The 26,258-nt window shown below is 44.9% G+C and carries 18 protein-coding genes; 12 read left to right on the top strand and 6 right to left on the bottom strand.

The window, feature by feature from the left end:
- Window positions 1-71: 71 nt before the first annotated feature.
- On the bottom strand, window positions 72-1,838 hold the full coding sequence (locus tag MKY92_RS13465; protein WP_339301185.1) for an ABC transporter substrate-binding protein: 1,767 nt from the start codon (window positions 1,836-1,838) through the stop codon (window positions 72-74).
- Between the two features lie 145 nt (window positions 1,839-1,983).
- On the opposite strand from MKY92_RS13465, the gene MKY92_RS13470 reads away from it, so the two are divergent.
- From MKY92_RS13470 to MKY92_RS13480, 3 genes are all read left to right on the top strand, one after another.
- Window positions 1,984-3,219 (top strand): MFS transporter, encoded by a 1,236-nt coding sequence (locus MKY92_RS13470; RefSeq protein ID WP_339242305.1) that lies wholly within the window; start codon window positions 1,984-1,986, stop codon window positions 3,217-3,219.
- Window positions 3,220-3,822: 603 nt separating this feature from the next.
- The gene (locus MKY92_RS13475; protein ID WP_339301186.1) at window positions 3,823-5,568 is read left to right on the top strand and encodes an ABC transporter ATP-binding protein; all 1,746 of its coding nucleotides are present in this window, start codon (window positions 3,823-3,825) and stop codon (window positions 5,566-5,568) included.
- On the top strand, window positions 5,565-7,334 hold the full coding sequence (locus MKY92_RS13480; protein ID WP_339301188.1) for an ABC transporter ATP-binding protein: 1,770 nt from the start codon (window positions 5,565-5,567) through the stop codon (window positions 7,332-7,334). The genes MKY92_RS13475 and MKY92_RS13480 overlap by 4 nt, the downstream gene beginning before the upstream one ends.
- Before the next feature lie 116 nt (window positions 7,335-7,450).
- On the opposite strand, the gene cyoE is transcribed toward MKY92_RS13480, so the two are convergent.
- On the bottom strand, window positions 7,451-8,380 hold the full coding sequence (gene cyoE / locus MKY92_RS13485) for a heme o synthase (protein ID WP_339301190.1): 930 nt from the start codon (window positions 8,378-8,380) through the stop codon (window positions 7,451-7,453).
- A 469-nt stretch (window positions 8,381-8,849) separates the two neighbouring features.
- Between cyoE and MKY92_RS13490 the strand changes: the two genes are divergently transcribed.
- The 3 genes from MKY92_RS13490 (at window position 8,850) to MKY92_RS13500 (ending at window position 13,751) form a co-directional block, all read left to right on the top strand.
- Entirely contained in the window at window positions 8,850-9,770 is a 921-nt protein-coding gene (locus tag MKY92_RS13490) for an NAD(P)/FAD-dependent oxidoreductase (RefSeq protein ID WP_339301191.1), read from the top strand.
- A 296-nt stretch (window positions 9,771-10,066) separates the two neighbouring features.
- Window positions 10,067-13,300 carry a cytochrome P450 gene (locus tag MKY92_RS13495; protein WP_339301192.1) on the top strand — a complete coding sequence of 1,078 codons (3,234 nt, stop codon included), beginning with the start codon at window positions 10,067-10,069 and terminating at the stop codon, window positions 13,298-13,300.
- Between the two features lie 136 nt (window positions 13,301-13,436).
- Entirely contained in the window at window positions 13,437-13,751 is a 315-nt protein-coding gene (locus MKY92_RS13500) for a hypothetical protein (protein ID WP_339301194.1), read from the top strand.
- A gap of 112 nt (window positions 13,752-13,863) precedes the next feature.
- Here MKY92_RS13500 and MKY92_RS13505 read toward each other — a convergent pair whose 3' ends face one another.
- On the bottom strand, window positions 13,864-15,423 hold the full coding sequence (locus tag MKY92_RS13505; protein ID WP_339301196.1) for a collagen-like triple helix repeat-containing protein: 1,560 nt from the start codon (window positions 15,421-15,423) through the stop codon (window positions 13,864-13,866).
- Window positions 15,424-15,682: 259 nt separating this feature from the next.
- Between MKY92_RS13505 and MKY92_RS13510 the strand changes: the two genes are divergently transcribed.
- The 4 genes from MKY92_RS13510 to MKY92_RS13525 all read left to right on the top strand — a co-directional run bounded on the left by MKY92_RS13510 (window position 15,683) and on the right by MKY92_RS13525 (window position 19,828).
- Entirely contained in the window at window positions 15,683-16,270 is a 588-nt protein-coding gene (locus tag MKY92_RS13510) for a TetR/AcrR family transcriptional regulator (RefSeq protein WP_339301198.1), read from the top strand.
- Window positions 16,271-16,339: 69 nt separating this feature from the next.
- Entirely contained in the window at window positions 16,340-17,821 is a 1,482-nt protein-coding gene (locus MKY92_RS13515) for a DHA2 family efflux MFS transporter permease subunit (RefSeq protein WP_339301782.1), read from the top strand.
- A 296-nt stretch (window positions 17,822-18,117) separates the two neighbouring features.
- Window positions 18,118-18,945 carry a lipase family protein gene (locus tag MKY92_RS13520; RefSeq protein ID WP_076211769.1) on the top strand — a complete coding sequence of 276 codons (828 nt, stop codon included), beginning with the start codon at window positions 18,118-18,120 and terminating at the stop codon, window positions 18,943-18,945.
- A gap of 37 nt (window positions 18,946-18,982) precedes the next feature.
- Window positions 18,983-19,828 (top strand): lipase family protein, encoded by an 846-nt coding sequence (locus tag MKY92_RS13525; RefSeq protein ID WP_339301200.1) that lies wholly within the window; start codon window positions 18,983-18,985, stop codon window positions 19,826-19,828.
- 80 nt (window positions 19,829-19,908) lie between these two features.
- Here MKY92_RS13525 and MKY92_RS13530 read toward each other — a convergent pair whose 3' ends face one another.
- Complete coding sequence (locus MKY92_RS13530) at window positions 19,909-20,886, bottom strand: alpha/beta hydrolase (protein ID WP_339301203.1); 978 nt, start codon at window positions 20,884-20,886, stop codon at window positions 19,909-19,911.
- A gap of 200 nt (window positions 20,887-21,086) precedes the next feature.
- Between MKY92_RS13530 and MKY92_RS13535 the strand changes: the two genes are divergently transcribed.
- Window positions 21,087-22,064: an MBL fold metallo-hydrolase gene (locus tag MKY92_RS13535; RefSeq protein ID WP_339301205.1), complete on the top strand. Its 978-nt coding sequence runs from the start codon at window positions 21,087-21,089 to the stop codon at window positions 22,062-22,064.
- Between the two features lie 51 nt (window positions 22,065-22,115).
- On the opposite strand, the gene MKY92_RS13540 is transcribed toward MKY92_RS13535, so the two are convergent.
- Window positions 22,116-22,697, bottom strand: a complete 582-nt coding sequence (locus MKY92_RS13540; RefSeq protein WP_339301207.1) for a LysE family transporter — start codon at window positions 22,695-22,697, stop codon at window positions 22,116-22,118.
- A gap of 131 nt (window positions 22,698-22,828) precedes the next feature.
- Here MKY92_RS13540 and MKY92_RS13545 point away from each other — a divergent pair, with 131 nt between their 5' ends.
- Window positions 22,829-23,383 (top strand): XRE family transcriptional regulator, encoded by a 555-nt coding sequence (locus MKY92_RS13545; protein WP_339301209.1) that lies wholly within the window; start codon window positions 22,829-22,831, stop codon window positions 23,381-23,383.
- Between the two features lie 137 nt (window positions 23,384-23,520).
- Here MKY92_RS13545 and MKY92_RS13550 read toward each other — a convergent pair whose 3' ends face one another.
- Entirely contained in the window at window positions 23,521-25,932 is a 2,412-nt protein-coding gene (locus tag MKY92_RS13550) for a family 43 glycosylhydrolase (protein WP_339301211.1), read from the bottom strand.
- Window positions 25,933-26,258: the final 326 nt, after the last annotated feature.

Raw genomic sequence — 26,258 nt, forward strand, 5'->3', positions numbered from 1 at the left:
AAAAATGGATTCATGAGCAAAAAGTTGCTAGCTTATCTAAATAGGCTAGCAACTTTTTTATGCACAAATCTCTAAGGATTTTTGATCCACAATTTGGAGATGTCCAGATAACCGAATTCTGCTACCTGCATGCCGAAGATGCTCTGATCCAGTTCGGCCTGCTTGTTCATGTGACAGCCATGCAAGATCCAACAGTGATCACGTAGCAAGGCTTCAGCTTCATCCAGGAGCGCAGTACGGTCTGCCCGATGAAGCGTTGCGAAATGATCCAGTTTGTCATCCAATTGAGACTGGAATACAGGAGACATACACATATGAAAATGGTTGGACAGGTTTTTGAAAAAGTGAATCATGCCGTACTGCCAATCTTCCTCCAGGATCTCTTCAGCGAGGATCAATTGCGCGTTCGTGGTTTCCTCTGAGTTGAAATAATCCACAACGGCCTGCATGTTAATGTTCAGACCGATGGACGCTGCTCGACACTGGAACCACTGCGCAACGTCTGCCTCCTTATTATGTTTATACGATAATGTTACCGTCTCACCCTGGTACCCACAGTTATGCAGCAATTCTCGAGCATGCTCAAGAGAGGCAGCGGTCCAGTCTTGGGCTGCACTTTTCCAGGGTAAAAAGCTGCTGGCTGGTGTGATCCGATTGCCACCGAGATCTCGGACAAGTGCAACCGAATCATAGACGATACGCAGGGCTTGTCGAAATAAGGGATGATGATGGATGCCTTCCTTGTGAAAATTGAACAGCATATACTGACAACCCAGCGCCGGATAATTGATACTGTTCGTCTGATCACAGCCTGTTGCGAGACTCAATCGATCTGTACCCGGTAGCTCATAATAGCGATCATTTGGACTCAGGTCAGGCACAAACCAAAAATGGACTTGATCCAGATGTGGCCGGATGCCGTAGTAAGCATCAAAAGCAGTAAGCTCCAGCACATCCTCATTCAGCTCAGAGATCAGAAAAGGACCGGTACCAATTAATGTATTGGTTACATTGTAATCATAGGGCAGGATTGTCATCCGAATACAACTGAACAGATGCAAGAAGAATCGATTAGGACGATGTAGAACAAACTTGATGCAGTAATCACCAGCTACTTCCGCACGTTCAATATCCCGATATAACCAGATGGACGGACTATGTACATCAATCAATCGTTGAGACGTCGCTTGCACATCCCGGGAAGTCATGACACGGCCGTTGTGGAAACGTACACCTTTTCGGAGATAGAAGGTCCATAAGCGATGGTCCTCGCTGCACTCCCACATGTGAGCCAGTGCTGGCAGGAATGATTCCGTCTTGGCATCATAAGTGATCAACGTATTACAAACCTGGCTTAATAGGTAGGTTTCAAATGCAGTATATACAAAGGCTGGGTCCAAATCACCTAACTGGCGTGACCTCATGATGCGCAGAATATCCTGACCAGAGGCAGTTTCATCGTGACTATGAAATCCCATCTGTTGATGGAGGGAGAGCATGAGCTGTTCTCGCAATGTATCATCCACCTGAACAGTTCCGATGAGTTCAATAGCATTTTTCATTTTGCCTTTACCTAAAAGTTCGGTAAAACTCGCTTCTAGCGCTTCATTCATGCTACGCAGCATCGTTAACTCCGAATGATGTCCACGACCACGCCCGGGGTGCCAATGGATAAAGCCTTGTTCCTCCAATTTTCTAAGAATGAATTTCACATTACGAGGGGTGCAGCACAAGGCAGCGGACAGGCTATCAATCGTTACCGCTACAGGTTCATGAAGTTTGAATGAAAGTTGTTCGGCACCTGCGAGCCTTATAAAGTGTGTATGCAGGGTATCCATGGTCATGACTCCTCTATTAAAGGTGAAAAGTGTGATCATATGTTTACACTTTTCTTTCCCCCTTTTATCCTTACAATTATACATTAGAAGATGTAGTTCAAAAAGTCCGCTTTTGAAGCACTTAGAAAGAATAGGAGAAGTTCATATGAAGCAATATTTAAGACAAATTCACCCTTTGGCATGGACGATCATTATCGGAACCATGTTTGGACGTCTTGTAACGTCAATGAGTATCCCGTTTCTATCCATCTATTTGACACGTGTACTAGAGGCTACACCGACCCAGACCGGTATTACTGTGGCCGTTAGCTCGCTGGCAGGTGTCATGGTCAGCTTTTATGGAGGTTATATTTCGGACCGGATCGGTCGCAAAATTGTGATGTTAATCTCGGTATTTAGCTGGGCAGGTGTGTTTTTCATTTTTTCAGCAGCAGAGCATCTATGGGTGTTCTTTGTTGCCAATACGTTAAACGGATTATGCCGTGCAGTATTCGAGCCTACCTCCAGAGCCCTGTTATCGGATATTACTTCTCCGCAGAACAAATTGCTGGTGTTCAACCTCAGATATGCTGCAATTAATCTCGGCGTGGTCTTTGGGCCAATTATCGGATTTCAACTGGGATCGTCTGAATCGACATTTCCATTTGTGATTTCCGGCTTGGTATACATAGCCTATGGACTTGTACTGTTTCTGCAATTCAAGCTACAGCATGCCAATTTGCCAGAGCGTCATCAGGCAACCGCACCACGTTTGCGTGAAGCACTCATGACCACTGGTCGCGACCGGGTGTTTCTGCCAGTATTGATCGGTACCACATTTTGTGTTCTGGGTTACGGACACTTCAGTTCTACATTGGCACAGTACTTGGCGAGGAGCCCGATCTTTGAGAATGGAAGTCAGATGTTCTCGTACATGCTTTCCCTGAATGCCGTGACGGTATTGATTATTCAGTATCCGCTTGTGCGAACATTCCGAAACTTTCCACCGCTTGTTCCTCTGATTGTGGGTAATCTGCTGGTTGCAACCAGTCTGATGATGGTTGGAATCGCTGAAGGTGTACTCATGATGATGATGAGTGTCATACTATTTACCATTGGGGAAGTATTATTGTTCACGATGATGGATATGCTCATCGACCGGATTGCGAAGCCGGAATGGAAGGGAACGTATTTCGGGACCATCGGCTTCAATAATATTGGTAGTGTCATTGCTCCTGTAATGGGAGGGGTGTTATTAAGTCAATTTGGAGCGGAGAATGGGCTGGCTGTCTTTGTACCGATTGCACTGACAACAGCACTGGGAGTGCCTTTTCTTCTGATCGCACATAGACGCCTTGTTGTTAGAGAGAAGCAAACGGAGTCCACATCATTGGGTATGTAGCAGGAATTGAAAGATTAATGACATGAATTAAATAACAATTCAGTTAAAATTATCTTGACGGATGTTAAACCAGCGAATACAATAAACAACAAATATGTGAAACGGGTGGGATGATGATTATGTTTATGCCTATACAGATTTCGAATCGATAACTGAATACGCATGAGCATAGTGACATTAATCCAATTTTTTTGCAATGATCGCGTTGGGACAGTCATGTTTGTGCACCTCTGTCGTGGACGCTCATCATTATTGCGATGCAGAGGAGATACGGGAAATGCTTTGCATTTCATTCGATCTCTTTTGGCTACAAGCTGTAGATGAACATTAGTTCATCTATGGCTTTTTTGCATGCATTCCACCCAATTTGTTCACATGGAAAGGAGCGTTTGGAGCGTTATTTTATAAAAAACTAACTTGTTATAAAGGAGAATGTACAATGGTCAACATATGTTCTACATATCAATTATGGGCGGGAAATCCCGATTTTAATGTCATTATGTATGACTCATCCTAGTAAGAAAAAGTTGCTGTGTCGATAAGACTATCAATAAATTGGAATAGGCAAGAACAATTAAATAAACCGATAAAGAGGTGGGACTTGTGCCCAAAACAGAGAAAATCTCCATGTCATGGCTGCTGCGTTATCTAAAACCAGTTAAAGGACGGCTGGCCTTACTTTTAATCATGTTGCTCACATCAACGGGGCTTCAGCTCTTGAATCCACAGATTATCAAACGTTTTATCGATACAGCAGCAAGTGGGGGAGTCCTCACCAATCTTGTTCAGCTCGCAGGAATATTTCTGGTTGTTGCCGTGTTTAATCAACTCATCACGGTAGCGGTCAGTTATTTGGGGAACGACGTGGCCTGGCGGGCCACGAATCAACTGCGCGGAGATCTGCTGAAGCACTGCCTGCGTCTTGATATGCGTTTTCATAATGTGAAAACACCTGGAGAGATGATTGAACGTGTGGATGGAGACGTAACGAGTATCTCCAATTTTTTCGCGATGTTCATTGTGCAAGTGATCGGGAGTTTTGTACTGCTGGCCGGAATTCTCGGGTTCATGTTCAGTGTCAATGTACCCATTGCTTTGGTTATGACCGTGTTTACATTGTTATCGATCCTGTTCATGGTGTTCATACGGAATCTGGGAGTTGACTCTTCCAAAAATGAGCGGGCGGCCAGTGCTTCCCTGTTCGGATTAATTGAAGAACGCATTGCCGGGATTGAAGATGTGCAAGCGAATGGTCATGTGCCGTATGTGATGAACCGCTTTTACCGCACAATGCGCACGGTATTCCGTAAGGGGAGAAAAGCCTGGCTGCTACGGGTTATTCCGTGGAATACCACCGTAGTTCTGTTTGCTCTGGCGGTCACTGCGGTGCTTTTGCTGGGTGTGCATTATTATATGGAAGGTCTAATTAGTATCGGAACGTTATTTCTGATCTACCAATATACACAGATGCTGAATGATCCGATTGAGATGCTTGGAGATCAGGTACAGGAGTTTCAAAAAGCAAAATCAGGCATGTTGCGCTCCAGAGAGCTGTTGTCCATGCATAGTGTGATTGAAGAGGGTACAGAGGAGCAATTGCCGGAAGGACCTCTTGGATTGGAATTCAGTCAGGTGCACTTCAGTTATAACCAGGATAAACCGGTATTGCAGGACATTACTTTTGCTATTAAGCCTGGTGAACGTCTGGGAATCATCGGTCGCACAGGGAGCGGCAAATCGAGTCTTAGTCGTGTTCTTCTCCGGCTGTATAATCTGGATCGGGGTACGATTCGTGTAGGTGGAACGGATATCACAAAGCTTTCGTTACAAGCGCTCTATCGCCGGGTGGGTATGGTGACACAGGATGTGCAGCTGTTTGATGGCACGCTGCGTGATAACCTTACGCTATTCAATGGAGATGTATCGGATCAGATGATCAAGGAGACGACGGATCGACTTGGACTTAGCCAATGGATTAATTCACAACCAGAAGGGCTTGATACGTATCTGGCAGCAGGTGGAGCTTCATTGTCGGCAGGGGAAGCACAGTTATTTGCCCTAACCCGCGTATTCCTGACCGAACCGAGTCTGGTTATTCTGGATGAGCCTTCATCGCGTCTGGATGCTGCGACCGAAGGAATGCTTCAATCTGCGATTGACCAGTTAATGAAACAATCCACCGGAGTGATTATTGCTCACCTACTGGCTACGCTGGAGAAAGTGGACCGGATTATGGTGCTCGGGGATGGGAAGGTACTGGAATTTGGAGCGAGAGAAGAACTTGCCAGTAACCCGGCATCTCACTATGCCAGACTGCTCATTACAGGCCGAGAGGAGGAATTGGCATGACTGTAGCAGGATTTATAGGCCGTTTGTTTCGATTCAGGCCTTTGTTATTTGTAATCAACGGATTGTTGTGGTGTATATTTCATTCCTTGCCGTTAGCTATCGGGATCGGGATGCAGTGGTTTTTTGATCGGACGACAGCGGGTTCCAATGACTACATGTGGCTTGCTGTGCCGCTCATCTTTATTGCTTTGGTCCGAATGGCAAGGGTGGGCACATTTTTTGTAGCCTTCTATGCATGGGTTACGTATCTGTATCATGTTCAGGCGATTTTGCGAACCAACATGCTCGCAGCGATCATGCGCTGGCCGGGACGTAATCTTCCAGCTTCACCAGGGGAAGCGATGAGTCGCTTTCGGGATGATGTGGATGAAGTCGTCGAGTATGTAGAATCATGGGTAGACTTCTGGGGACGGCTTGTATTTGCTGTTGTGTCCATCGTCATTATGGCAAACATTAATTGGCAGATCACATTGGTTGCCGTGTTACCATTGGTGGTCGTGACCTTACTCAACAACCTGTCCGGGAATCGGGCTCGGAAGTATGCACAGGTTAATCGCGAAGCGACTGGGCGTATTACCAGTTTTATTGCGGAAACGTTTGGAGCCGTTCAAGCCTTGAAACTGGGTCAGGCCGAAGAGAATGTCTCTACACGTTTTAACCAGTTGAATGAAGATCGTCGCCAGGCTGCACTCCGAGACAATTTGTTCAAGCAGTGGATGAGATCAATGAATCAGCATGTTCTAAGTATCTGTACCGGACTGATTCTACTGATGTGTGCAGCTGAGATGAAAGCAGGGAACTTTACCGTAGGTGATTTTGCCTTATTCACCAGTTATCTGGCCAATATCGGATTTAGCATTTCACTGTTTGGTTATATGGTATTTCAGCACAAAAGGCTCAAGGTATCCTATGATCGTATGCGTAAGCTATTCCGCCCAGGGGAAGAAGACCAGATCATGGATTCGAGGGAAATCTATCTGTATGAAGATCCACCGGAGCTTGTAAGTGAACAGAGGGACCCTAAGGAGAAGTTGCAATCTCTTGAGGTGAATAAGCTGACTTATCAATATCCGAATTCTGCAAATGGCATACAAGAGATCAGTTTCCGTTTGAAACGCGGACAATTTCTGGTCATTACGGGACGGATCGGGTCAGGTAAATCAACGCTGGTACGAACACTTCTTGGACTGTTACCCAAGCAAAAAGGGGACATTCATTGGAATGGAGCAGCTGTTGATCCAGCCACATTTCTGATGCCGCCTAGAGCCGCGTATACCCCGCAAGTGCCGAGATTGTTCAGTGATACGTTGAAAGAAAATATCGTCCAGGGCAAACAGGGGAACACCGAGCAAGCCCTTGAAAAAGCCATTCGTCTGGCTGTGATGGAGAAGGATATCAAACATCTGGATCAGGGGCTTGAGACCCCGGTTGGTCCAAGAGGGGTGATGCTGTCAGGCGGGCAGATTCAGCGCGCGGCCACAGGACGCATGTTAATGACGGAGGCGGACCTGTTTATCTTTGATGACCTGTCCAGTGCACTGGATGTGGAGACAGAACAACAAGTATGGGAAGGGCTGTTCCAAGAGCCGGATGTCACCTGCATCGCAGTTTCTCACCGCAGGGCAGCACTTTCCAAAGCAGATCACATTATCGTGATGAAAGATGGACGCATTGAAGCCGAGGGAAGCTTGTCCGAATTGCTTGCCACCAATGAAGAGATGCAGTTATTGTGGCAAGGAGAACAAACTCCCGCCAAAGTCGGATAGCTTTGAAAATTTGGAAAAGATAATAAGAAAGCAAAAAAGCCTTACAGACGACTCCTTGAAAGAGTACAGTCTGTAAGGCTTTTTATCGTTATATCGAGTGGAAAGATGGAATATTTTTATCTCATCATTTGAGCAATCAAGGAATACGCAATGATGACCAGGAAGATAATAGTGATATGGTTAATGGAGAAGATAAACATCCGTTTGGACCATTTCTCTGTTTCTTTCTTATCAAAGGTAGCCACACTAAGAATGAGCCAAGCCAAGCTAACCAGAAATGCCGTAATAGCGACAAATGGACTCATCGGCCAGAATAAAAAGCTGGAGATCAGTAACAGTACCAGATACACATTTGTCTGAATGTAAGTCCGTCTGATGCCTTTAACAACGGGTAGCATGGGAACACCAGCAGCTTTGTACTCGTCAAAACGACGAATCGCAATCCCGTAGAAGTGAGGCATTTGCCATAAGAGCATCGTAACAACCAATGCCCAGATCTCGAAATGACCCAGTTCCGGTGAAATGGCTGCCCAACCGATGAGCGGAGGCACAGCACCCGAAAGACTTCCCACTTCCGTGTTGTAGATCGTTGTACGTTTGGTCCACATCGTGTAAGGGAACACGTAAAGCAACAGACCCAAAATACCGAATACAGCAGCGGATGGGGAAGCGATGTACAACATGATGCCCCCGATGATGGTGATTGCAATACCGAGAATCAGACCCGACTTGGTATCTACGCGTCCCGTAACGGTAGGACGTTTCTTCGTACGTTCCATGATCGCGTCAATATCACGATCATACAAGTTGTTAAACACCCCTGCAGCTCCAATAATGAGAGAAGACCCAATAAAGGAAAGGATGATTGGTACAATATTAGCTAAGATTGAAGCATCAAATACATATAAAGCCAAACTTAAACCCGCAAACATGGCGATCAGGTTGGACTTGATGATTCCGATTTTGATCGTATCGAAGAAAACTTTCGGAATCGAGCTATACTCCAGGCTGATATTGGTCTGTGAACCATTGTTCAATGTTTTCAAGAACTCACTTCCTATATCTATACTTATATATTATGTCGCTATTATACCATTCAATACACTGTGTGATTTAATTAACGTTTTAGTATTTAAAATAATGTCATTTGATTGTGAACAATTTAAAAACAAGGTTTTTTTTAATTGTTAAATAATTATTTCTGTGTTACAGGAGAAAATCGAAAAATCCGGGTAAACCAACGATGTGAAACTTGCTCTGTCATTGTAGTGTAAGTGTAAATAATCTTTTATTCAACTCACACAGGCTGGATTGAAGAAAGTATTTAAAGATATATGTTGCAAAATGCTTAGGTTTTGTTTATTGTAGATATAAGATATCTTTAATAGTTTTATTAAAATATGTTCTGATATCTTGTAAATCTCCAATATTACTTTCTTAAGCGAAAGTGGAGGTTATTTTTAAAAGTCAATTAGAGATATTAAATGTCTGGAAAGGGTGTATAATGTGAGTAATATGAATCAACTTTTGGATGTACTTATTATTGGTGGAGGACCAGCGGGGCTTAATGCAGCCCTAGTACTTGGCAGGGCCCGAAAGAACGTTGTGGTCATTGATGATGAGACACCGCGTAACTGGGTTACAAGGGAGACTCATGGGTTTGTGACAAGAGATGGGGCAAGTCCACGTGAATTCCGGAAAGCCGCCAAAGAACAGATTGCAGCTTATCCTTCAGTTCAATTTGCATCCGATACGGCAACGGAGATAACAGGTAGCGATGGTGATTTTGTAGTTAAGACTACTCAGGGGGTAAGCTATCGCACGAAAAAGATTTTGTTTGCGGTAGGTAAGAAAGACCTTCCCTTGAATATTAACGGATTAACAGAAGTTTACGGTAAAAGTGCGTTTGTGTGTCCATATTGTGATGGATGGGAGTTAAGAGAGCAATCGCTGGTCATCATCGTTAGTGGAGTTAACGCATTACATATGGCAAAAGTCATATCCGGCTGGACAGAACGTTATACGATCTGTACGAATGGATCAGATTCCTTAACCGATGAGCACCGTGAAGAGCTGAAGCAGCATCATGTTACTGTATTCGATGCACCGATTCAATCCATTGACTCTGAAGAAGGGATGGTACAGCAAGTTGTACTACAGGACGGTACTGCGATTCCATGTACAGGGGTTTTCTTCCAACCGAAACTGTTTACCGGATCAGAACTGCCAAAGGCCATCGGTTGTGAAATTTCAGAGTTGGGAACGGTTATCGTTGATGCTTCCGGCAAAACATCTGTAGCGGGTGTATACAGTGCTGGTGATGCAGCATCCGAGATATATCAGGCAATCACGGCTGCGTCTCTGGGGGCATTGTCTGCGGTAAGCATTAATAATGAATTGAATTTCGAGAACTGGGATGGGCCAAGTCATCATTAGAATAAATTAAAAAGTTTCATAGAATCATAGCGTCATTGCTTCATTCAGTAGGGGATTGCATATGCAATTCTCTATTTGTTGTTATTCAACTTAAACGTTGAACGGTTCAAGTGAAAGTTTCCAGCCGGAAGAAAATTTGATATTAAATTTATTATGGTTTATTGTATTATCAAATGATACATTTAACTATCATATATAATTATCAAAGGAGAGATCACTTATGAATAAAAGCAGAACAGCCATCATATGGCTAACGAATACCTTGCTTCACGGCGTACAGATAAGAGGTGATCATCATGAGTGATGCAGCTTACATTCCACAGCCCAAAATGTATGGACCACTTGGCAATCTGCCCTTAATTGATAAAAATAAACCAACGTTGTCGCTAGGTGAGCTGGCTGAACAGCATGGACCAATATATCGAGTTACCGTTCCCGGTTATTCCGGTTTAATCGTATCTGGGCCAGATCTTGTGGCTGAGTTGTGCGATGTGTCCCGTTTTGATAAATATGTATACACTGAACTCGAAAATGTACGTGCCTTTGGCGGCGATGGTTTATTTACAAGCAGAACATCGGAGCCCAACTGGAAAAAAGCCCATAACATCCTGCTTCCCACCTTCAGCAAACAGGCCATGAAAGGTTATCATCTCATGATGGTTGATATTGCCGAACAATTGATCAACAAGTGGGCACGCCTCAATTCCAACGATACGATTGATGTTGCGGATGATATGACACGCCTTACGTTGGATACCATTGGACTATGTGGATTCAATTATCGGTTTAACAGTTTTTACAGACAGGACCACAGTCCTTTTATTGAAAGTATGGTTCGGGCTTTAAATGAAGCTATGCAGAAGAGTTCCCGTTTGAAAATTCAGAATCTGCTTATGGTGAAAACCAAACGACATTTTCACGAGGATATTCAGACGATGTTCTCTCTGGTAGATCAGATTATAGAGGAACGTAAAGCGAGTTCAGCACCTGAAGAGGTCGACTTGCTCGCACGTATGTTGAATGGCAAAGATCCGGAGACTGGGGAAATGCTGGATGATGAGAACATACGGTATCAGATTATTACGTTTCTCATTGCCGGACATGAAACCACGAGTGGTCTATTATCTTTTGCTCTTTACTTCCTACTGAACAATCCAGAATCGCTTCAAAAGGCGTATGACGAGGTGGATCAGATATTGGTTAGTGACTCACCACAGTACGAGGAAATTCTTCAGCTTCCATACATTCGCATGATTCTCAGTGAATCGCTTCGTCTATGGCCAACCGCTCCGGGATTTGACGTATATGCCAAAGAAGACACCGTCATAGGTGGCAAATATCCCTTGAAGAAAGGGGAAAGTTGCAGTATTCTTCTGCCCCAGCTTCACCGTGACAGAGAGGCCTGGGGAGAGGATGCGGAACTTTTCCGTCCTGAGCGATTTGAAGATACGACGAAAGTGCCTCATCATGCGTATAAACCTTTTGGTAATGGGGAGAGAGCATGTATCGGCATGCAGTTTGCTTTATATGAAGCAACACTTGTGCTTGGCATGGTCCTCAAACATTTTGAGCTGATCGATTATAGCAACTATGAGTTGGATGTTAAACAGACACTGACATTGAAGCCGGGAGACTTCCGGATCCAGGTGAAAGCGCGCGAGGTGTCACAAAAGATGAATAAGTCTACCAAATCTGTGGAAGAGAAACCTGCTCCTGTTGTTCATATAACAAGTGACAGCCAGAGGGGAGAAATCCTGGCCGTTGAAGCAGATGGTAAGCCTTCGCTCCTGGTGTTATATGGTTCCAATCTGGGAACGGCAGAAGGCATTGCCCGAGAGCTTGTGGAGAAAGGGCGTTCGTATGGAATCCCAAGTGAAGCAGCCACTCTGGATGAGTGGGTTGGCCGCATACCTCGCCAAGGTGTCATTCTCATCGTCACTGCTTCGTATAACGGTAAACCTCCGCAAAATGCTACGGCATTTGTAGACTGGTTGAAGGGAACAGAGCCAGAGGAAGCTCAGGATGTGAACTATGCCGTTCTGGGCTGTGGAGATCGGAGTTGGTCCGGGACGTACCAGAGCATTCCTCGATGGATAGATGAGAAGCTTGAAGAATGGGGAGGTAAAAGACTGTTATCCCGCGGTGAAGCAGATGCCGGAGGTGACATGGAGAAACAAGTCGAGGCGTGGCAGCATATGTTGTGGCCTCAGGTGGTGAATGCTTTGGGGATCAACGCGGAAGTGGTAAAGGTATCCATACCAAGCACAAGCAGACTTCACATGGAGTTTGTCCGCGAGAAAACGGATATGCCACTTGCACGAACTTATGATGCCAGCTATGCCACGGTTGTAGTCAATAAAGAGCTTCAGACGCTGGGAAGTGGAAGAAGCACACGTCACATCGAAGTGTTACTGCCTGAAGGCATGAGTTATAGAGAAGGTGACCATCTCGGCGTGTTGCCTGGCAATCAGAAGCAGAATGTGGATCGGGTACTCACTCGGTTCGGACTACGTGGGGATATTCAGATCCAATTAACTTCGGACGTCAGCCATCTTACACACCTTCCACTGAACAGACCCGTCAAGATTCATGAGTTGCTCACTCACTGTGTGGAATTGCAGACACCAGTTTCCAGAACACAGTTGCAGGAGTTAGCTAATCATACGGTATGTCCACCTCATAAGCGTGAACTGGAAGGCATGTTGGACGAAAACAGCTACAGGGATTATATTCTTGCCAATCGAATCACCATGTTGGACCTGCTAGAAAAGTATGAGGCGTGTGAACTGCCATTCGAAAGGTTCCTTGAACTATTGCCGCCACTCAAGCCCAGATATTATTCAATATCCAGCTCGCCAAGCCAGAATTCCAAGCAAGCGAGCATAACCGTATCGGTAGTAAGAGAGCCTGCATGGAGTGGCAAAGGCGAATACCAGGGAGTTGCTTCATCGTATCTCGCCGGTTGTCCATCCGGAGCACGTATTCTGATGTTTGTAAGTAAACCTGAATCCGAATTTCATCTGTCCGAAGAGGTTGATGTTCCGATGATCATGGTGGGACCGGGGACGGGGGTTGCACCTTTCAGAGGTTTCCTCCAGGCGAGAGCTGTCATGAAACAGAGAGGTTTGCCACTGAGTGAAGCGCATTTGTTCTTTGGGTGCAGGAATGAATCAGATTTCATATATCGTCAGGAGCTTGAGCAATACGAAAGGGAAGGGATCATTAAGCTACACACTGCTTTTTCTCGTGCGGATGGCAAGCCCAAAACGTATGTACAGCATCTGATGAAGGAGGATTCCGAACAGTTGATTCACATGTTAATGAACAAAGGAAAGCTCTACGTATGCGGGGATGGAAGCCAGATGGCTCCTGCGGTAGAAGAGACTTTGCAGCAAGCATATCAGGAGGTGCAGGGAGCAACGATGCAGCAAGCGAAAGACTGGCTCATTCAGCTTCAGGCCGAAGGCCGCTATGTGCAAGACGTGTGGGCAGGTAAACGAACGGTTGAATCCTCTCAACGTATCTATTAAAAATTAAAAATGAAAAATGAAAGAGTAGTTCTCATAAATTACATCAAATATTTTCACTATATGACAAATATTACATTTTATTGAGGTGTTATTCTATATGATGAAAATGTACTTAAAATACGAAAGGAAGATGAAGATGAAAAAGAAACTTATGGTCGGACTTTTAACTGTCGTTGCATGTTTCACGCTTGGCTCCACATCTTTTGCGGCTAGTGTACCTTCAACTTCAATCAGTAGTTTACCAGAAAGTACACAAGTAGTACCTTACGCACAAAAGTATATAACTTGGCAAATCATTCTACCTAAGTCTCAATTTCCAACGCTTGGTGATATTCCGATGACAGCAAGTTATAATGTTGATCCATATCGGGGACAACTTACACTACAATCCGTTGATGGTCAGACAGGTTATACATGGACCGTGACCTACGGAGGTTATGTAACCTATTAATTAATAATGGAATAATGCTCTACTCATCCAAAAACAGCCGTTCGATCTGGAGTTCCACATCCAAATCGGCGGCTGTTTTGATTAGGCGCTTTGTAAGAACGAGTATTGATTCTTATCTGGAATCCTGAATCGTTGCTGTACTGTTGTTGGCGCTCAGGGCGGAAATCGGATCGAAAGGGGGCCCTGTTATTGTACCTACGAGCAGTGCAATATCCACCGCATTGACCGGGCTGCCCCATGAATTCCCAGAGAAGACCATGACGGCCCGGTCATTAACAAATCCTCGGGTATTATAAACAACATTGCTAATAACTTCTCCAGTCGTATTAGGGTTAAAGTAGGCTGGCTGACGTAAGGAATAAAAAATATTATTTTGTACAAGCAAACCAGTCATATTTCCAGTCTGGGTCACGAGACCACGATTGACAACCCAACCTGAAGAAGGGCCAGCTTGAGGAGGACCGAATATCGTATTATTTATTACGGTGTGGTTGGTTCCGCCTAATTGAATAAACTCAACAGCATAAGGATTATCACTCGTGATCGTTAATCCGTCTACAATTACTCCGCTTCCAATGATAGTGAAAGGGATAACAGCAGCTTGTAACAGGATGATTGTACTAGGATAGCCTTTTAGAGTTATTCCTGCTTTATTAATGGTAATGTTCGCAGTGATTGGGTATGTGCCACCAAGGATATGAACGGTTCCTGTTGGAGATACCGCGATTACACCTTGTTGAATCGTTCCAAAAGGACTGGCCTGTGTTCCATTTCCGCCCACTGCGCCTTGTAAAACATATACATCAAAAGGATTTGGCTGGACTGCGCCCGTGGCTCCGGTTGCACCCGTGGTGCCAGTAACACCAGTCGCTCCAGTTGCTCCAGCGAGGCCAGTTGTTCCAGTGGCACCTGTATTGCCCGTAGTCCCCGTCGCACCTGTAGCTCCGGTAGGGCCCTCGGGACCGCCAGATGGTCCTGTGTCACCCGTGGTTCCTGTCGCGCCTGTGACTCCGGTAAGTCCAGTGGAGCCGGTAATGCCCGTAGCCCCGGTAGGACCTGTCGCGCCAGTGTCACCCGTGGTTCCTGTTTCGCCTGTGACTCCGGTAAGTCCAGTGGAGCCGGTAATGCCTGTAGCTCCTGTAGGACCTGTCGCGCCAGTGTCACCCGTGGCACCTGTCGTCCCAGTAACTCCACTGATGCCCGTAGCACCTGTAAATCCTGTAATGCCCGTGACTCCTGTATCGCCTGTAGCACCGGTGAATCCTGTGGCACCTGTGGAGCCAGTGCTACCTGTCGTCCCCGTAGCTCCATTAAAATTCTCGCTGCCAAATAATTCGGAATAAACGAGTCGGTGAGCAGCAACCAAAGAGCCGGCACTGTTTTTCCCCCAAAAAGAAACCAAAATGTCCTCAGGGGTTGCTCCTGTAACTGTAATAACGTATTCGAAACTGTTAAGATCGGCAAAATAAGTTCGTGTAGCAACCGCACCGGGTAAGATTGTGAATTGCTCACTTACGTATAAAGCTCTGCTTGTAATTAATGAATATCCCTGGACAAGTATAGTAGCGGCGTTCACGGCACTCTGATTTTCAATTTTAATGGAAACGATCTGAGTTGGCCTTACCCCATTTACGGGGCTATTATCAATAGGGCCAGTTAGCAGGATTGCCAAGTTTCTCACTCCTTTTCTCAAAAGTCGAAATTAAGTGTGACTCACACTGATGTATGTTTATTCGAAGACAGGGAAAAGTTCCCTACTTTCTCAGAATCAAATGTATAAAAGGTAATAATTAAAAATGAGGATGATATGATGACTCTGATATGAAAATGCTTTCAAATAAATTTGAAATAAAAATGATTGACAGTGCCGATCTGAGCAGGTTTAATTATATAGACCGATTGTTATAATTATTTGAAGGAAGTGGCTTTCGTTGAGTGAAAAGTCTAATGCTAGAGAGTCTATTGTCAGCACAGCAGCGAGACTGTTTTTTTCACAAGGATATCATGCGACCGGTCTGAATCAGATCATCAAAGAGAGTAGTACGCCGAAAGGATCGTTGTATCATTATTTCCCGCAAGGCAAGGAAGAGCTCGCGCACGAGTGTATTCAAAAAGCCAATGAACATATCCTGCAGACATTTGAGAAAACATTTGCAGCCCATGACAATACGGGGGACGCCATTCAGAGATTTATTCATGATTTGGCTCATGAAACAGAAGCAGCCGGGTTTACCGGATTTCTGCCATTCAGCTTCTGGGCAGCTGTGGAGACATCGTGTATTAGTCAGCAGTTGCGTATTGCATGTCAGGGTGTATTTGCAGATTGGCAGGATGTCATTAAGAAACATCTGATTCTGGATGGCGTTGGTGAAGAGAAGGCGCGGGAGACGGCACTTCTGATCATTTCTTTGATGGAGGGAGCACTGATTATCAGCCTGACGAATCAGGATAAACAGCCTCTGCTGACGGCTGCTGATTATTTGTCGGTTGTGACGAAGAACGCCAAACAGGTTCAATAATTTATACCAAGAGACAGAGAAAAAGAAAGTTCGATATTGTTTGAGGAGGATGGGATCGTGGAGGTTTCCATGAAGGCTGATTCTGCACAGAATCAACAAGAAACACAGCAATACAAGGTATTTCCGATTTTGTTCGCGATGCTGCTGAGCGGCTTTATTGGTCTGTTTGGAGAAACGGCATTAAACGTGGCATTGACGCCACTTATGGCTCTACTGGAAGTAGGTCCTACAACGATTCAATGGTTAACTACAGGTTACTTGCTTGTGTTGGGAATCCTGGTACCGGTATCCGGTATGCTGCTGCAGTGGTTTACCACAAGACAGCTGTTTACAACATCTTTGATTTTCTCGATTGCAGGAACATTTGTTGCTGCACTTGCACCTAGCTTCGAAATTCTGTTGGTGGCACGGGTGCTACAGGCGATAGGTACAGCGCTGTTATTGCCACTGATGTTTAACACGATATTGGTTATTTTCCCGATTGAAAAACGTGGTGCTGCCATGGGATTAATCGGTTTGGTTATCATGTTCGCACCAGCGAGTGGTCCGAGTATCTCTGGTCTGATCTTGGCTAATCTGAGCTGGCACTGGATCTTCTGGATCTCCTTGCCGTTCTTCCTGATCTCACTGGTATGCGGCTTGTTGTTCTTGCCGAATATTTCGAAATTGACCAAGCCCAAAATTGATGTACTCTCCATTATTCTATCTACAGTTGGATTTGGTGGTATCGTATACGGCTTCAGTAGTGCAGGAGGACATGGAGAATCTGGCGGTGGCTGGACAAGTCCAGTTGTTATCTCGACAATCGTCATTGGCGCACTGTCCTTGTTGTTATTCAGCATCCGTCAGTTGAGAATGAAGCAGCCGATGATGGATCTGCGAGCGTTCAAATATCCGATGTTTACGATTGGTTTGATCCTGATTTTCATCTGTATGATGATGATGCTGTCATCCATGCTGATTCTGCCGATGTATCTGCAACAAGGTATGGCCGTTACAGCGCTAACCGCTGGACTGGTTCTATTGCCAGGTAGTTTGCTGAATGGTCTACTGTCTCCGGTTATGGGTCGACTGTTCGACAAGTTCGGTCCGAAGTGGCTTGTAATCATTGGTCTGGTTATCGTAACGGTTGTACTCTTCATGTACACTGGCATTACACCAACAACGACACTGGCCAAAATTATTACGCTGCATGTGTTCATGATGGTCGGAATTTCGATGATTATGATGCCTGCACAGACGAATGGTCTGAACCAATTGCCACGTGAGTATTATCCTCACGGTACTGCCATCATGAATACGTTACAGCAGGTATCCGGAGCAATCGGTACCGCTGTTGCCGTAAGTATACTGAGCGCAGGACAATCCCGCTTTCTCAGTGGAGTGGCGAATCCGGAAAGTCCGGAAAATCAACTGGCAGGTTTCACGTCAGGTGTACAGAATGCGTTTGTATTCGCATTAGTTCTGTCGATTATCGGTCTGATTACTTCACTCTTTGTGAAACGGGTCAAAGTAGGATCAACGCCGGGACAACAAGGTCCTATGCATTAATCCATTAACTAACAATAATAATTTGATATTGTATAAGAGCGATGTGTCCCTTAACTTTAAGGACGCATCGCTTTTTTTGTATTTATTCATCCTGCGGTTCTACTGTTCTGTAACACTTGCTATGCTGATATACTCGCTTCTCGCCAGTCTGCGACATCATCTAGGCATGAGTTTCATATTAATAATCAAGGAACAGCTCCCAGCACAAATGTTTTACAACTGTCGATACGTCACGGATTGTTCAAGCAGAGGAAGAAAACGAAGAATAAGCTCTCATGGGGAAAGGAGTTGTACAGATGGGTATAGCTTATAAAACAACTGTTTTTAACAGCAAAACGGCCATATTCCTGGCCGCAATGAGCTATCAGACGTACCCGTTATTTTTTGAGGGAAAGCTGGTCTTACCGAAAGGATTTAAGCTTCGATCTACGATTCGCGCTTCTGCCGACGTCGAGAATCCTACGGAACTTGTATTCGGATTTATTGCCGAGTCACGGGATCAAATCGTTGTTGCGTTTAGAGGGTACGCTTCGTATCCGGCGGACCTTCTTGCTTCGTATGATATCTTTCAGATCGCGTATCCTTTCGTCCAAAACGGAGGGAAAACCTCGCGTGGCTTTACATGCTTGTATCGCTCAACCCGAAACGACTTGATCCGTGAATTAAAAAAGTTCTCGACAGCTAAAAGGCTGTATATTACCGGCCACAACTACGGCGGAGCTTTGGCCACGCTTGCCGCTTTGGATATTTCGGTAAACACCGGGTTTAAACATCCGTTCGTTTATACGTACGGCAGTCCGCGCATCGGAGATCCCAAATTCGTTTCCCGCTTTAACAGTACAGTTAAACACAGTGCGCGAATCGTCAACATTCATGACACTTTCCCGACGTTCCCGGCCCGCAGGTATCCGCCTCCCTTTACAAAGAGAGGGATTACTTATCAGCATGTAAAAACGAAGGTACCCATCTCTTTTCAACTGAACAATGTGTCGCGCAACGACTCGATTGCTTGCTATTTTAACAAGCTCAGCCAAAAGAATCTCGAATTTGCCAAAGCGCTATGCCACAAAAACCCGGGCTTCTGTCCCGATACCGGTATGTGCTTTCCGTATCAGGGATGCTAGAGTTTGAAGCCTTGAAATATAAGGAGGAGCTACATTTATGGAACTTCCAGGCAAGTACAGTAGCGAGGATGCGATTTTGCTTGCGGCAATGCTCAATCAGGCGTACCGACTTTTTGAGAAGGAAAAGGTTATTCTGCCACAAGGCTATACTCTTCGATTCAACATTCTCGCACTGGCCGGTGTCGAGGAGCCCGAACTAGAAGTATTCGGCTTCATCGCGGAGTCGAAAGACAAGGTTGTGATTATTTATAGAGGAACCCGAACCTTTAAGGACAATGAGTCAGATCAAGACCTTTTTCAGATTCCGTATCCTTTTGTCAGAAATGTTGGAAAGACTCATCGCGGATTTACATGTATTTACCAATCAGCAAGAGAAAAAATGATCGAGGAATTGAACAAGCTTTCTACGAACAAACGACTGTTTGTTGCAGGCCACAGCTTGGGAGGAGCTTTAGCCGTATTGACTGCTTTGGATATTGCGGTGAACACCAGGTTTAAACATCCGGTCGTGTATACATATGGCAGCCCACGTGTCGCAGACCCGGAATTTGCATCCTCTTTCAACGAAACGGTAAAAAACAGTTTTCGTATAGTGAATGTGCACGACATCATTCCGACTTTGCCAGCTAAGACCTATCCGCCTCCACTTACAAAGAACGGACTATTTTATCGGCATGTGAATACAAAGGTTCCGCTCTCGTTCCAGCTGAACAGTTTGCCCGTTCGCAATCATGAGATTGTCTGTTATTTCAAATTCCTCAGCCGGCAGAATCCTGGTTATACCGAGGCGTTATGTACGGATAACCCGGGGTTTTGTCCTGATACGGGATTATGTGTTCCATTTATAGGGATATGCAGTGCGCAGGAAGAAGACGAAGAATAAGTCCAAAACCCCAAAGATATTGGAGACTCTTTGGGGTTTCTTTCTTGATATAGAGCAGTTGTACTTTAATTGGGTGTAAGTTACTTCTTCACCAGGGCCAATATCTCATCCGCAACGAGGTCAGGGCGATATTGATGGATGTAATGGTCGGTATCTTTAATGGTTACCTGTTTCGAATCATCTGACCAAGATTTGAATTCTACTTGCGTTTTATCCCATTCGGGCTCACTTGCACCAAAGTAATCAGCCGTCAGTATGGTGAGGGGAAACGGTAACTTTTGCTTGTGATCTACAACCACTTTGCCATTTTCAGCTATTTCACGTAATTCATCCAACGTGTTAGCATTACCATAGTTGTACAACAGCGCAGTTGTATCCAATTTTTTTAGAACGTCGGGTACAAGTTTCAATTCATTACGATTGGCATTGGAAGTTTCGACAACCAAGTCAGATTGCATCGAGAGGCGGAATAGTCCGGTTTGGATACGTAATTTATTCGCAAAACCACCAATTGTGTCTGCCAAAGAGTCATCGTCATTCGAATAATATTCGGGACTTCCGCCATCAATCATGACGATGCCTTTCACGAGATCCGGGTATTTTTGTGCAAAACGGATGGTCTCCAGGGAGCCGAGCGAATGTCCAACTAATACATAAGGCGGCTTCTGTCCAGATACCTGCAACAACTCGTGTAATTCTTCAGCTACGGTATCGACATCACGTTTCTTATCGGTCTGATCACTATATCCATAGCCAAATCGATCATATACAGCGAATTTTGTGTTGGGAGCAAGCTTTTCATATAATGGATAATAATCTACATAGGGATTAGCAGTACCCCAGCCGGAGGCGAGCACGACTGTTACATCGCCTTCTCCACCAGTATATAGATGCATATTGTCTCCATGGACTTTGTAGAGCTTTCCAGGGGGTACGAGTATTTTGGCATCCTGCCTTAAACCCACTTGTTGGTAGATCACGCCAGTACCCAGAAGCAACAGAACTATTGCCAGGTCAAATATCAAAAACTTAACTAATCTTTTGCGCCATTTCTTCATGTTCTCTCACATACTCTCCATGTATTTTCTCTATCATATATGCCTAATCTTATACGAGAGAAAACAGAGTCTTAATTCTATCTTAATTAACCGAAAATTGTATATCAACGGCCAATGAATTAAGATATAGCTACGATATAAGTTGATATTATCCAAAAGTTGAACCATAGATTGATTATATAGAACAGAAGGTATGTATAATGACAAAATACGAAAATCAGCTTCCGACATCAGCCGGCATGGACTTCAAATCCCTGATCAGTATATTGAGAGATTCCATGCGTGGCAATGTAGAGCGGAGGCCATCGGGCATGATGCCTATGGAGATATGTGAACCTGCTGAAACCATGAACGCATCCGACAATCCACAGGTTACATGGTTCGGCCATTCGGCTTTTTTACTTGAAATTGAAGGTCACAGGTTGCTGTTCGATCCAATGTTGGGCAATCGTCCATCCCCCGTATCCTGGGTAGGTACCAAACGTTATAGCACGAATCTACCGATTCAACCGGAGGATTTCCCGGAGCTTGACGCAATCATTATATCGCATGACCATTATGATCATCTGGACTATGACTCCATTCGTAGATTGAAGGACAAAACAAAGCGATTTATCGTGCCACTTGGTGTACGTCGTCGACTGATTCAACTGGGTGTACCTTCAGAGCAGATTACCGAGCATAACTGGTGGGATGAGTTATCATTCAAAGGTTTAACATTCGCTTGTACACCAGCACGACATTTCTCAGGCAGAGGATTATTCGATCGTAATTCTACCTTATGGTGTTCATGGGTTATCGCTGGACAACATACAAAGGTATTCTTTAGTGGTGACAGCGGATACGGTCCTCATTTCAAGGAAATTGGCAGTAAATACGGTCCATTTGACCTCACCATGATGGAATGTGGGCAATATGACGAGCGGTGGTCCAACATTCACATGATGCCGGAAGAGACGGTGCAAGCCCATTTGGATGTAGGGGGTAAGTTGCTTATCCCGATTCATTGGGCCGCATTTACGCTGGCCTATCATGCCTGGAATGAACCGGTTGAACGAATTACGAAGGCCGCACATGCTATGAATGTGAAGATTGCAACACCCAAGATTGGCGAGAAGGTTGTGCTTCATACGGAGCATTACCCTACACATCCATGGTGGAGACCAGAATTAGGATAAAAGTAAAAGCGTTCAGCTCATCGAATGAGTGGACGCTTTTTCTGTTGCATTTTACATCAGGATCGATAGTGCGCTGTATATTAACAACATACCCATGACGATATTAACAGGCCGCTCGTACCTTAATAGAAAGCTCTGAAATAACATGCCGCCAAACGCCCAGGTCATATTGGCACTAATACCGATGAAGGTGAGCAGTAAGGAAAATACAATTAAATGGACATGGGACTGTCCTAGAGGCAGAACAAAAACGGATATGGCCGTAAGCCCATACAAAATGACTTTGGGATTGATGAATTGCAGGGTGAACCCAAATAGAAATGAATAATGATTGACCTTGTTGTCTTGCGAATCTGCAGGTTTACTTCGCATGACTTTGAGCGCCAGATAGAGCATATACACACACCCTAACACGTTCAATACGGGGGCGATCCTGGGAATATATTGATGAAGAATAAGGTTGAAATAACTGGACAGAAACATAATAAGCAGGCAGCCGGCTGCAACTCCACTAATAAACGGAAGGGTCTTGCGGAACCCCTGATTTCTGGCATGCGTCATGGAAATGATATTGTTGGGTCCGGGTGTAAATGAAGCGATGATTGCATAGGTCACTAAAGGTATAATGTTCATGATTCCTCCACGTTTTCTTGGTTGTATGATATAATGACCTGAAATGTACGTTATAACGTACGGTCTTTATTATTGTACAATATGTACGTTATATAGCACAACACACAAATATAAAATGAGGAGGATGGATTTTGAAAAACATTAATAGTATTCTTGCTCAGAACCTGAAACAGCTTAGGGAACAAAGAAAACTCAGCCTGGACAAGGTCGCCGAAATGTCTGGTATTAGCAAGACCATGCTTGGTCAGATTGAACGTGGTGAATCCAATCCATCGATTGCAACCGTATGGAAGATTGCTAATGGCCTGAAAACCTCCTTTACTGCTTTGATTCACGAGCCGAAGTCAGATACTACCGTTGTAACGGGGGATGATATTCAAGTATTGATGGAAGACGAGGGCAGGATTCGAATATATCCGCATTTTCCTTTTGAAGAAGGACGTCGCTTTGAAATGTACATGATGGATATGGATATGGAATCTTCTTTAAGTGCTGAGCCGCATATCGAAGGAACTGAAGAATTTATTACGGTCTTTGAAGGAGAAGTTACGATTCGGGTAGGGACGGAAGAATATAGGGTGAGCCAAGGGGAGTCGATCCGTTTCCGAGCAGACAAGCCCCATGCCTATATTAACTCCGGTGCTAAGTCGAACAGATTGAACATGGTTATTCATTATTCAAAGTGACAATAAAGCAGCCTGATGTAATGAACTGCAACTCCCTTGTTAGTCGTGTCTCACAAAGGGTTCGGTTCAAAACATTGGCTGCTTTATTGATGTGTCACTATGATGGAGCTCAACTGCTTGCGATAGGGGACGCTAAGTTAAGGCTTTTCTTTGGCCTGACGCTGGATTTCCTTGGCTGTTAAAGCTTTATCATATACTTTTACATTATCCAAGCTTCCTTTGTAGAACGGATCAGCCGTATAACGACTCTTGCCTACATAAGCTTCCGTTACCTGCAGATCTTTCGGGTTAAAAGTAATCTCAGAGCTGCTTGCAACCGATGTACCATTCACATACAGAGTTCCTACATCGCCCTGAAGGGTTACAGCGACATGAACCCACTCTTTGGAAGGCAGTGGACTTGCTGCAATCAGGCTCTGATCCCGTCCCTCATTATGAATGGTGAATTGTAATGCGCCATTCTGCTGGGAGGGCGTGAGGAACATATGTCGGGTTAACCCATTTCCAAAGTCGAAAATACGCTGCCAAGACCCGCCACCGTCCCAATTGATCCAGGCGCTAAACGTGAAATCCGTTGTATCTGTAATGAGTCCAGGTAACTGAATGTAACTGTCGGTTCCGTTAAATGTGGAAGCCTGATTTTTGCCACTTGCAGCAGAACTGACCACGTTAAAGGCTTGTCCGTGATATTTGTTTTTACTGGAATCCTGTGCGACTTTGGCAAGTTTCTTGTGTTCAAAAGTATACTCCCCGAGCAATGGGCTTACCGCTTGCTGTGGAATGATAACGTTAAACGTTTTGGAGCTTATCGCAGTTCCTTTACGAATCGTGGCGGTTAATTTAACTTTGGCATCGCCCTTACCAGCGCGTGGTCGCTGCACTACACCTGTAGCGGATAGAGCCGAAGCATTGGAGCTTTTCCACGTAATGTCTGCATCACTTGTTCCCCTTGTAGGCAGAGACAGATTGAAGAATACGTGATCCGTATTGCTAATGCTCAGGTCCTTTTTCACCGCATCTACAATGTCCTGATCACTCCGTTCAACACCTTGACTTCCCCAGATGGCAATTCCGGAGGAGGAGAGGGCGCTAAAGGTCAGAACCGTACTTTGAGATTCCGAGTTCCATTCATGTGTGAAAAGGCCTTTGTACACAACGTTATTCGAAGTGATCTGAACCTTGTTGTCTGCACCAAGACTCCATGTTCCTGTCACGGCACCATGAATCTGCCCATCTGTCGTGAACTGAACGGTCTGGGATGGCTTGATGTCCGCCGTGATGTCCTTACCATGATTCACCCATTGGTACTGACCAGCGATCTCCTGAGTTGTCAGTTGCGTGGTATCTTCTCCCAAAGCCGCATAGCGATATGGAGAAACAACGGGCCAACCATCTGCATTCATATGCATCTCATGTACGCGAACTTCATGTTCTTCGCCACGCCCTGGAAAGCGGGTATGGAAGATGAGAAATTGTTTGCCAGTCTCCGGATCAACATAAGCAGAGTTGTGTCCTGGCGATACATAGCCGCTACCTAGGCCTGTGCCCGGATCACCGATCTGTCTCTCGAAAAGGAAGTTCCCCATTAATTTGACTCCAAACGGTTCAATAGAACGATCATCAAACAATGGTTTATCCTTGTCAGCTTTAACGTTGATCATATCGTTTCCTTCCGCATCGAGGAAAGGCCCATCCGGTGTTTGGGAGCGAGCAACACGAATGTTGTATCCTCCATCAGCACCTAGTCCACCGTAAGACAGGTACAGATAATAATAATCGGTTTCGGGACTGTAGAGCATATAAGGTGCTTCAATACGACTATGATTGCCTCCGGTCAGCTTTTTGCCATAACCTTGATTCGGCAGTGGTTTGCCTGTCGTTGCATCCATCTCCAGAATGAAAATCCCCCCGGAGTATGAGCCATACACCATCCATAACTTGCCGTTTTTATCATAAAAGACATCCGGATCAACCACATTGGGATGAATCGTTGCATCGTAAATGGTACCATCCTCACTGATCTGATCCCACATGCCGGATTTCAACAGAATGCCTTGATCCTTATAAGGGCCTTCGATGTTGTCTGCGACAGCAATGCCGAGCGCTGATCGCGGGGAGTCCCCTTTACAAGCATTGTAGTACATATAAAATTTGCCGTCCGCGAGCTGAATGACATCTGCCGCCCATAACGTATCCGTCTGCGCCCATTCCAGCGCTTCAGCGAATTCCTTGGTTACATTGGGGACAACAGGGTTGTTATCTGTAACGCCGGATGCAACCAAATCCCAGTTCAAAAAGTCTTTGGACTTGGCTACTTGCAGATGAGATCCAAAAATATAAAACGTATCATCCACTTTAATGACAGAAGGGTCATGAACGGAAACATTTTTGAATGATGGAGTTGTGATAGATGTGGTGGAGGTCTGCGAGTCACCCACAGTTGTCCCTGAAGCATTTGCAAACACCAAGACCGGCGCCAAAGTTGTTGCAGTGATTAATGCGGTGCTTAGTACAGAAATGTTAAGTACACGTACCCAATAACGTTTCATACGTTTCCCCTTTCCTAATCCCCGGAATGAAAAATTAACCGATACTTGGCAACACACGATATAAGGTTTGGCAGCCCTCCTTTGGATCGACTCCTAAATCAAGCGCTTTCATTTGTTATATTATCAATTGGTTTATATGTTTGTAAACCATAAATATAATGTTTATAAGACTAAAATGAATAATTAAAGAGAGACGGGAAGAGCCCATACGGCTCATTACACTCAAATAAATCAGTTGTCTTTCTCAAATTAGGATTGAAATTGGGATCGATGATGCGATATTATTACGTTTAAGTAATGTGTTTTAACTATATATCAATCATTTT

The organism is Paenibacillus sp. FSL R5-0623 (assembly GCF_037974265.1).
Taxonomy (GTDB): domain Bacteria; phylum Bacillota; class Bacilli; order Paenibacillales; family Paenibacillaceae; genus Paenibacillus.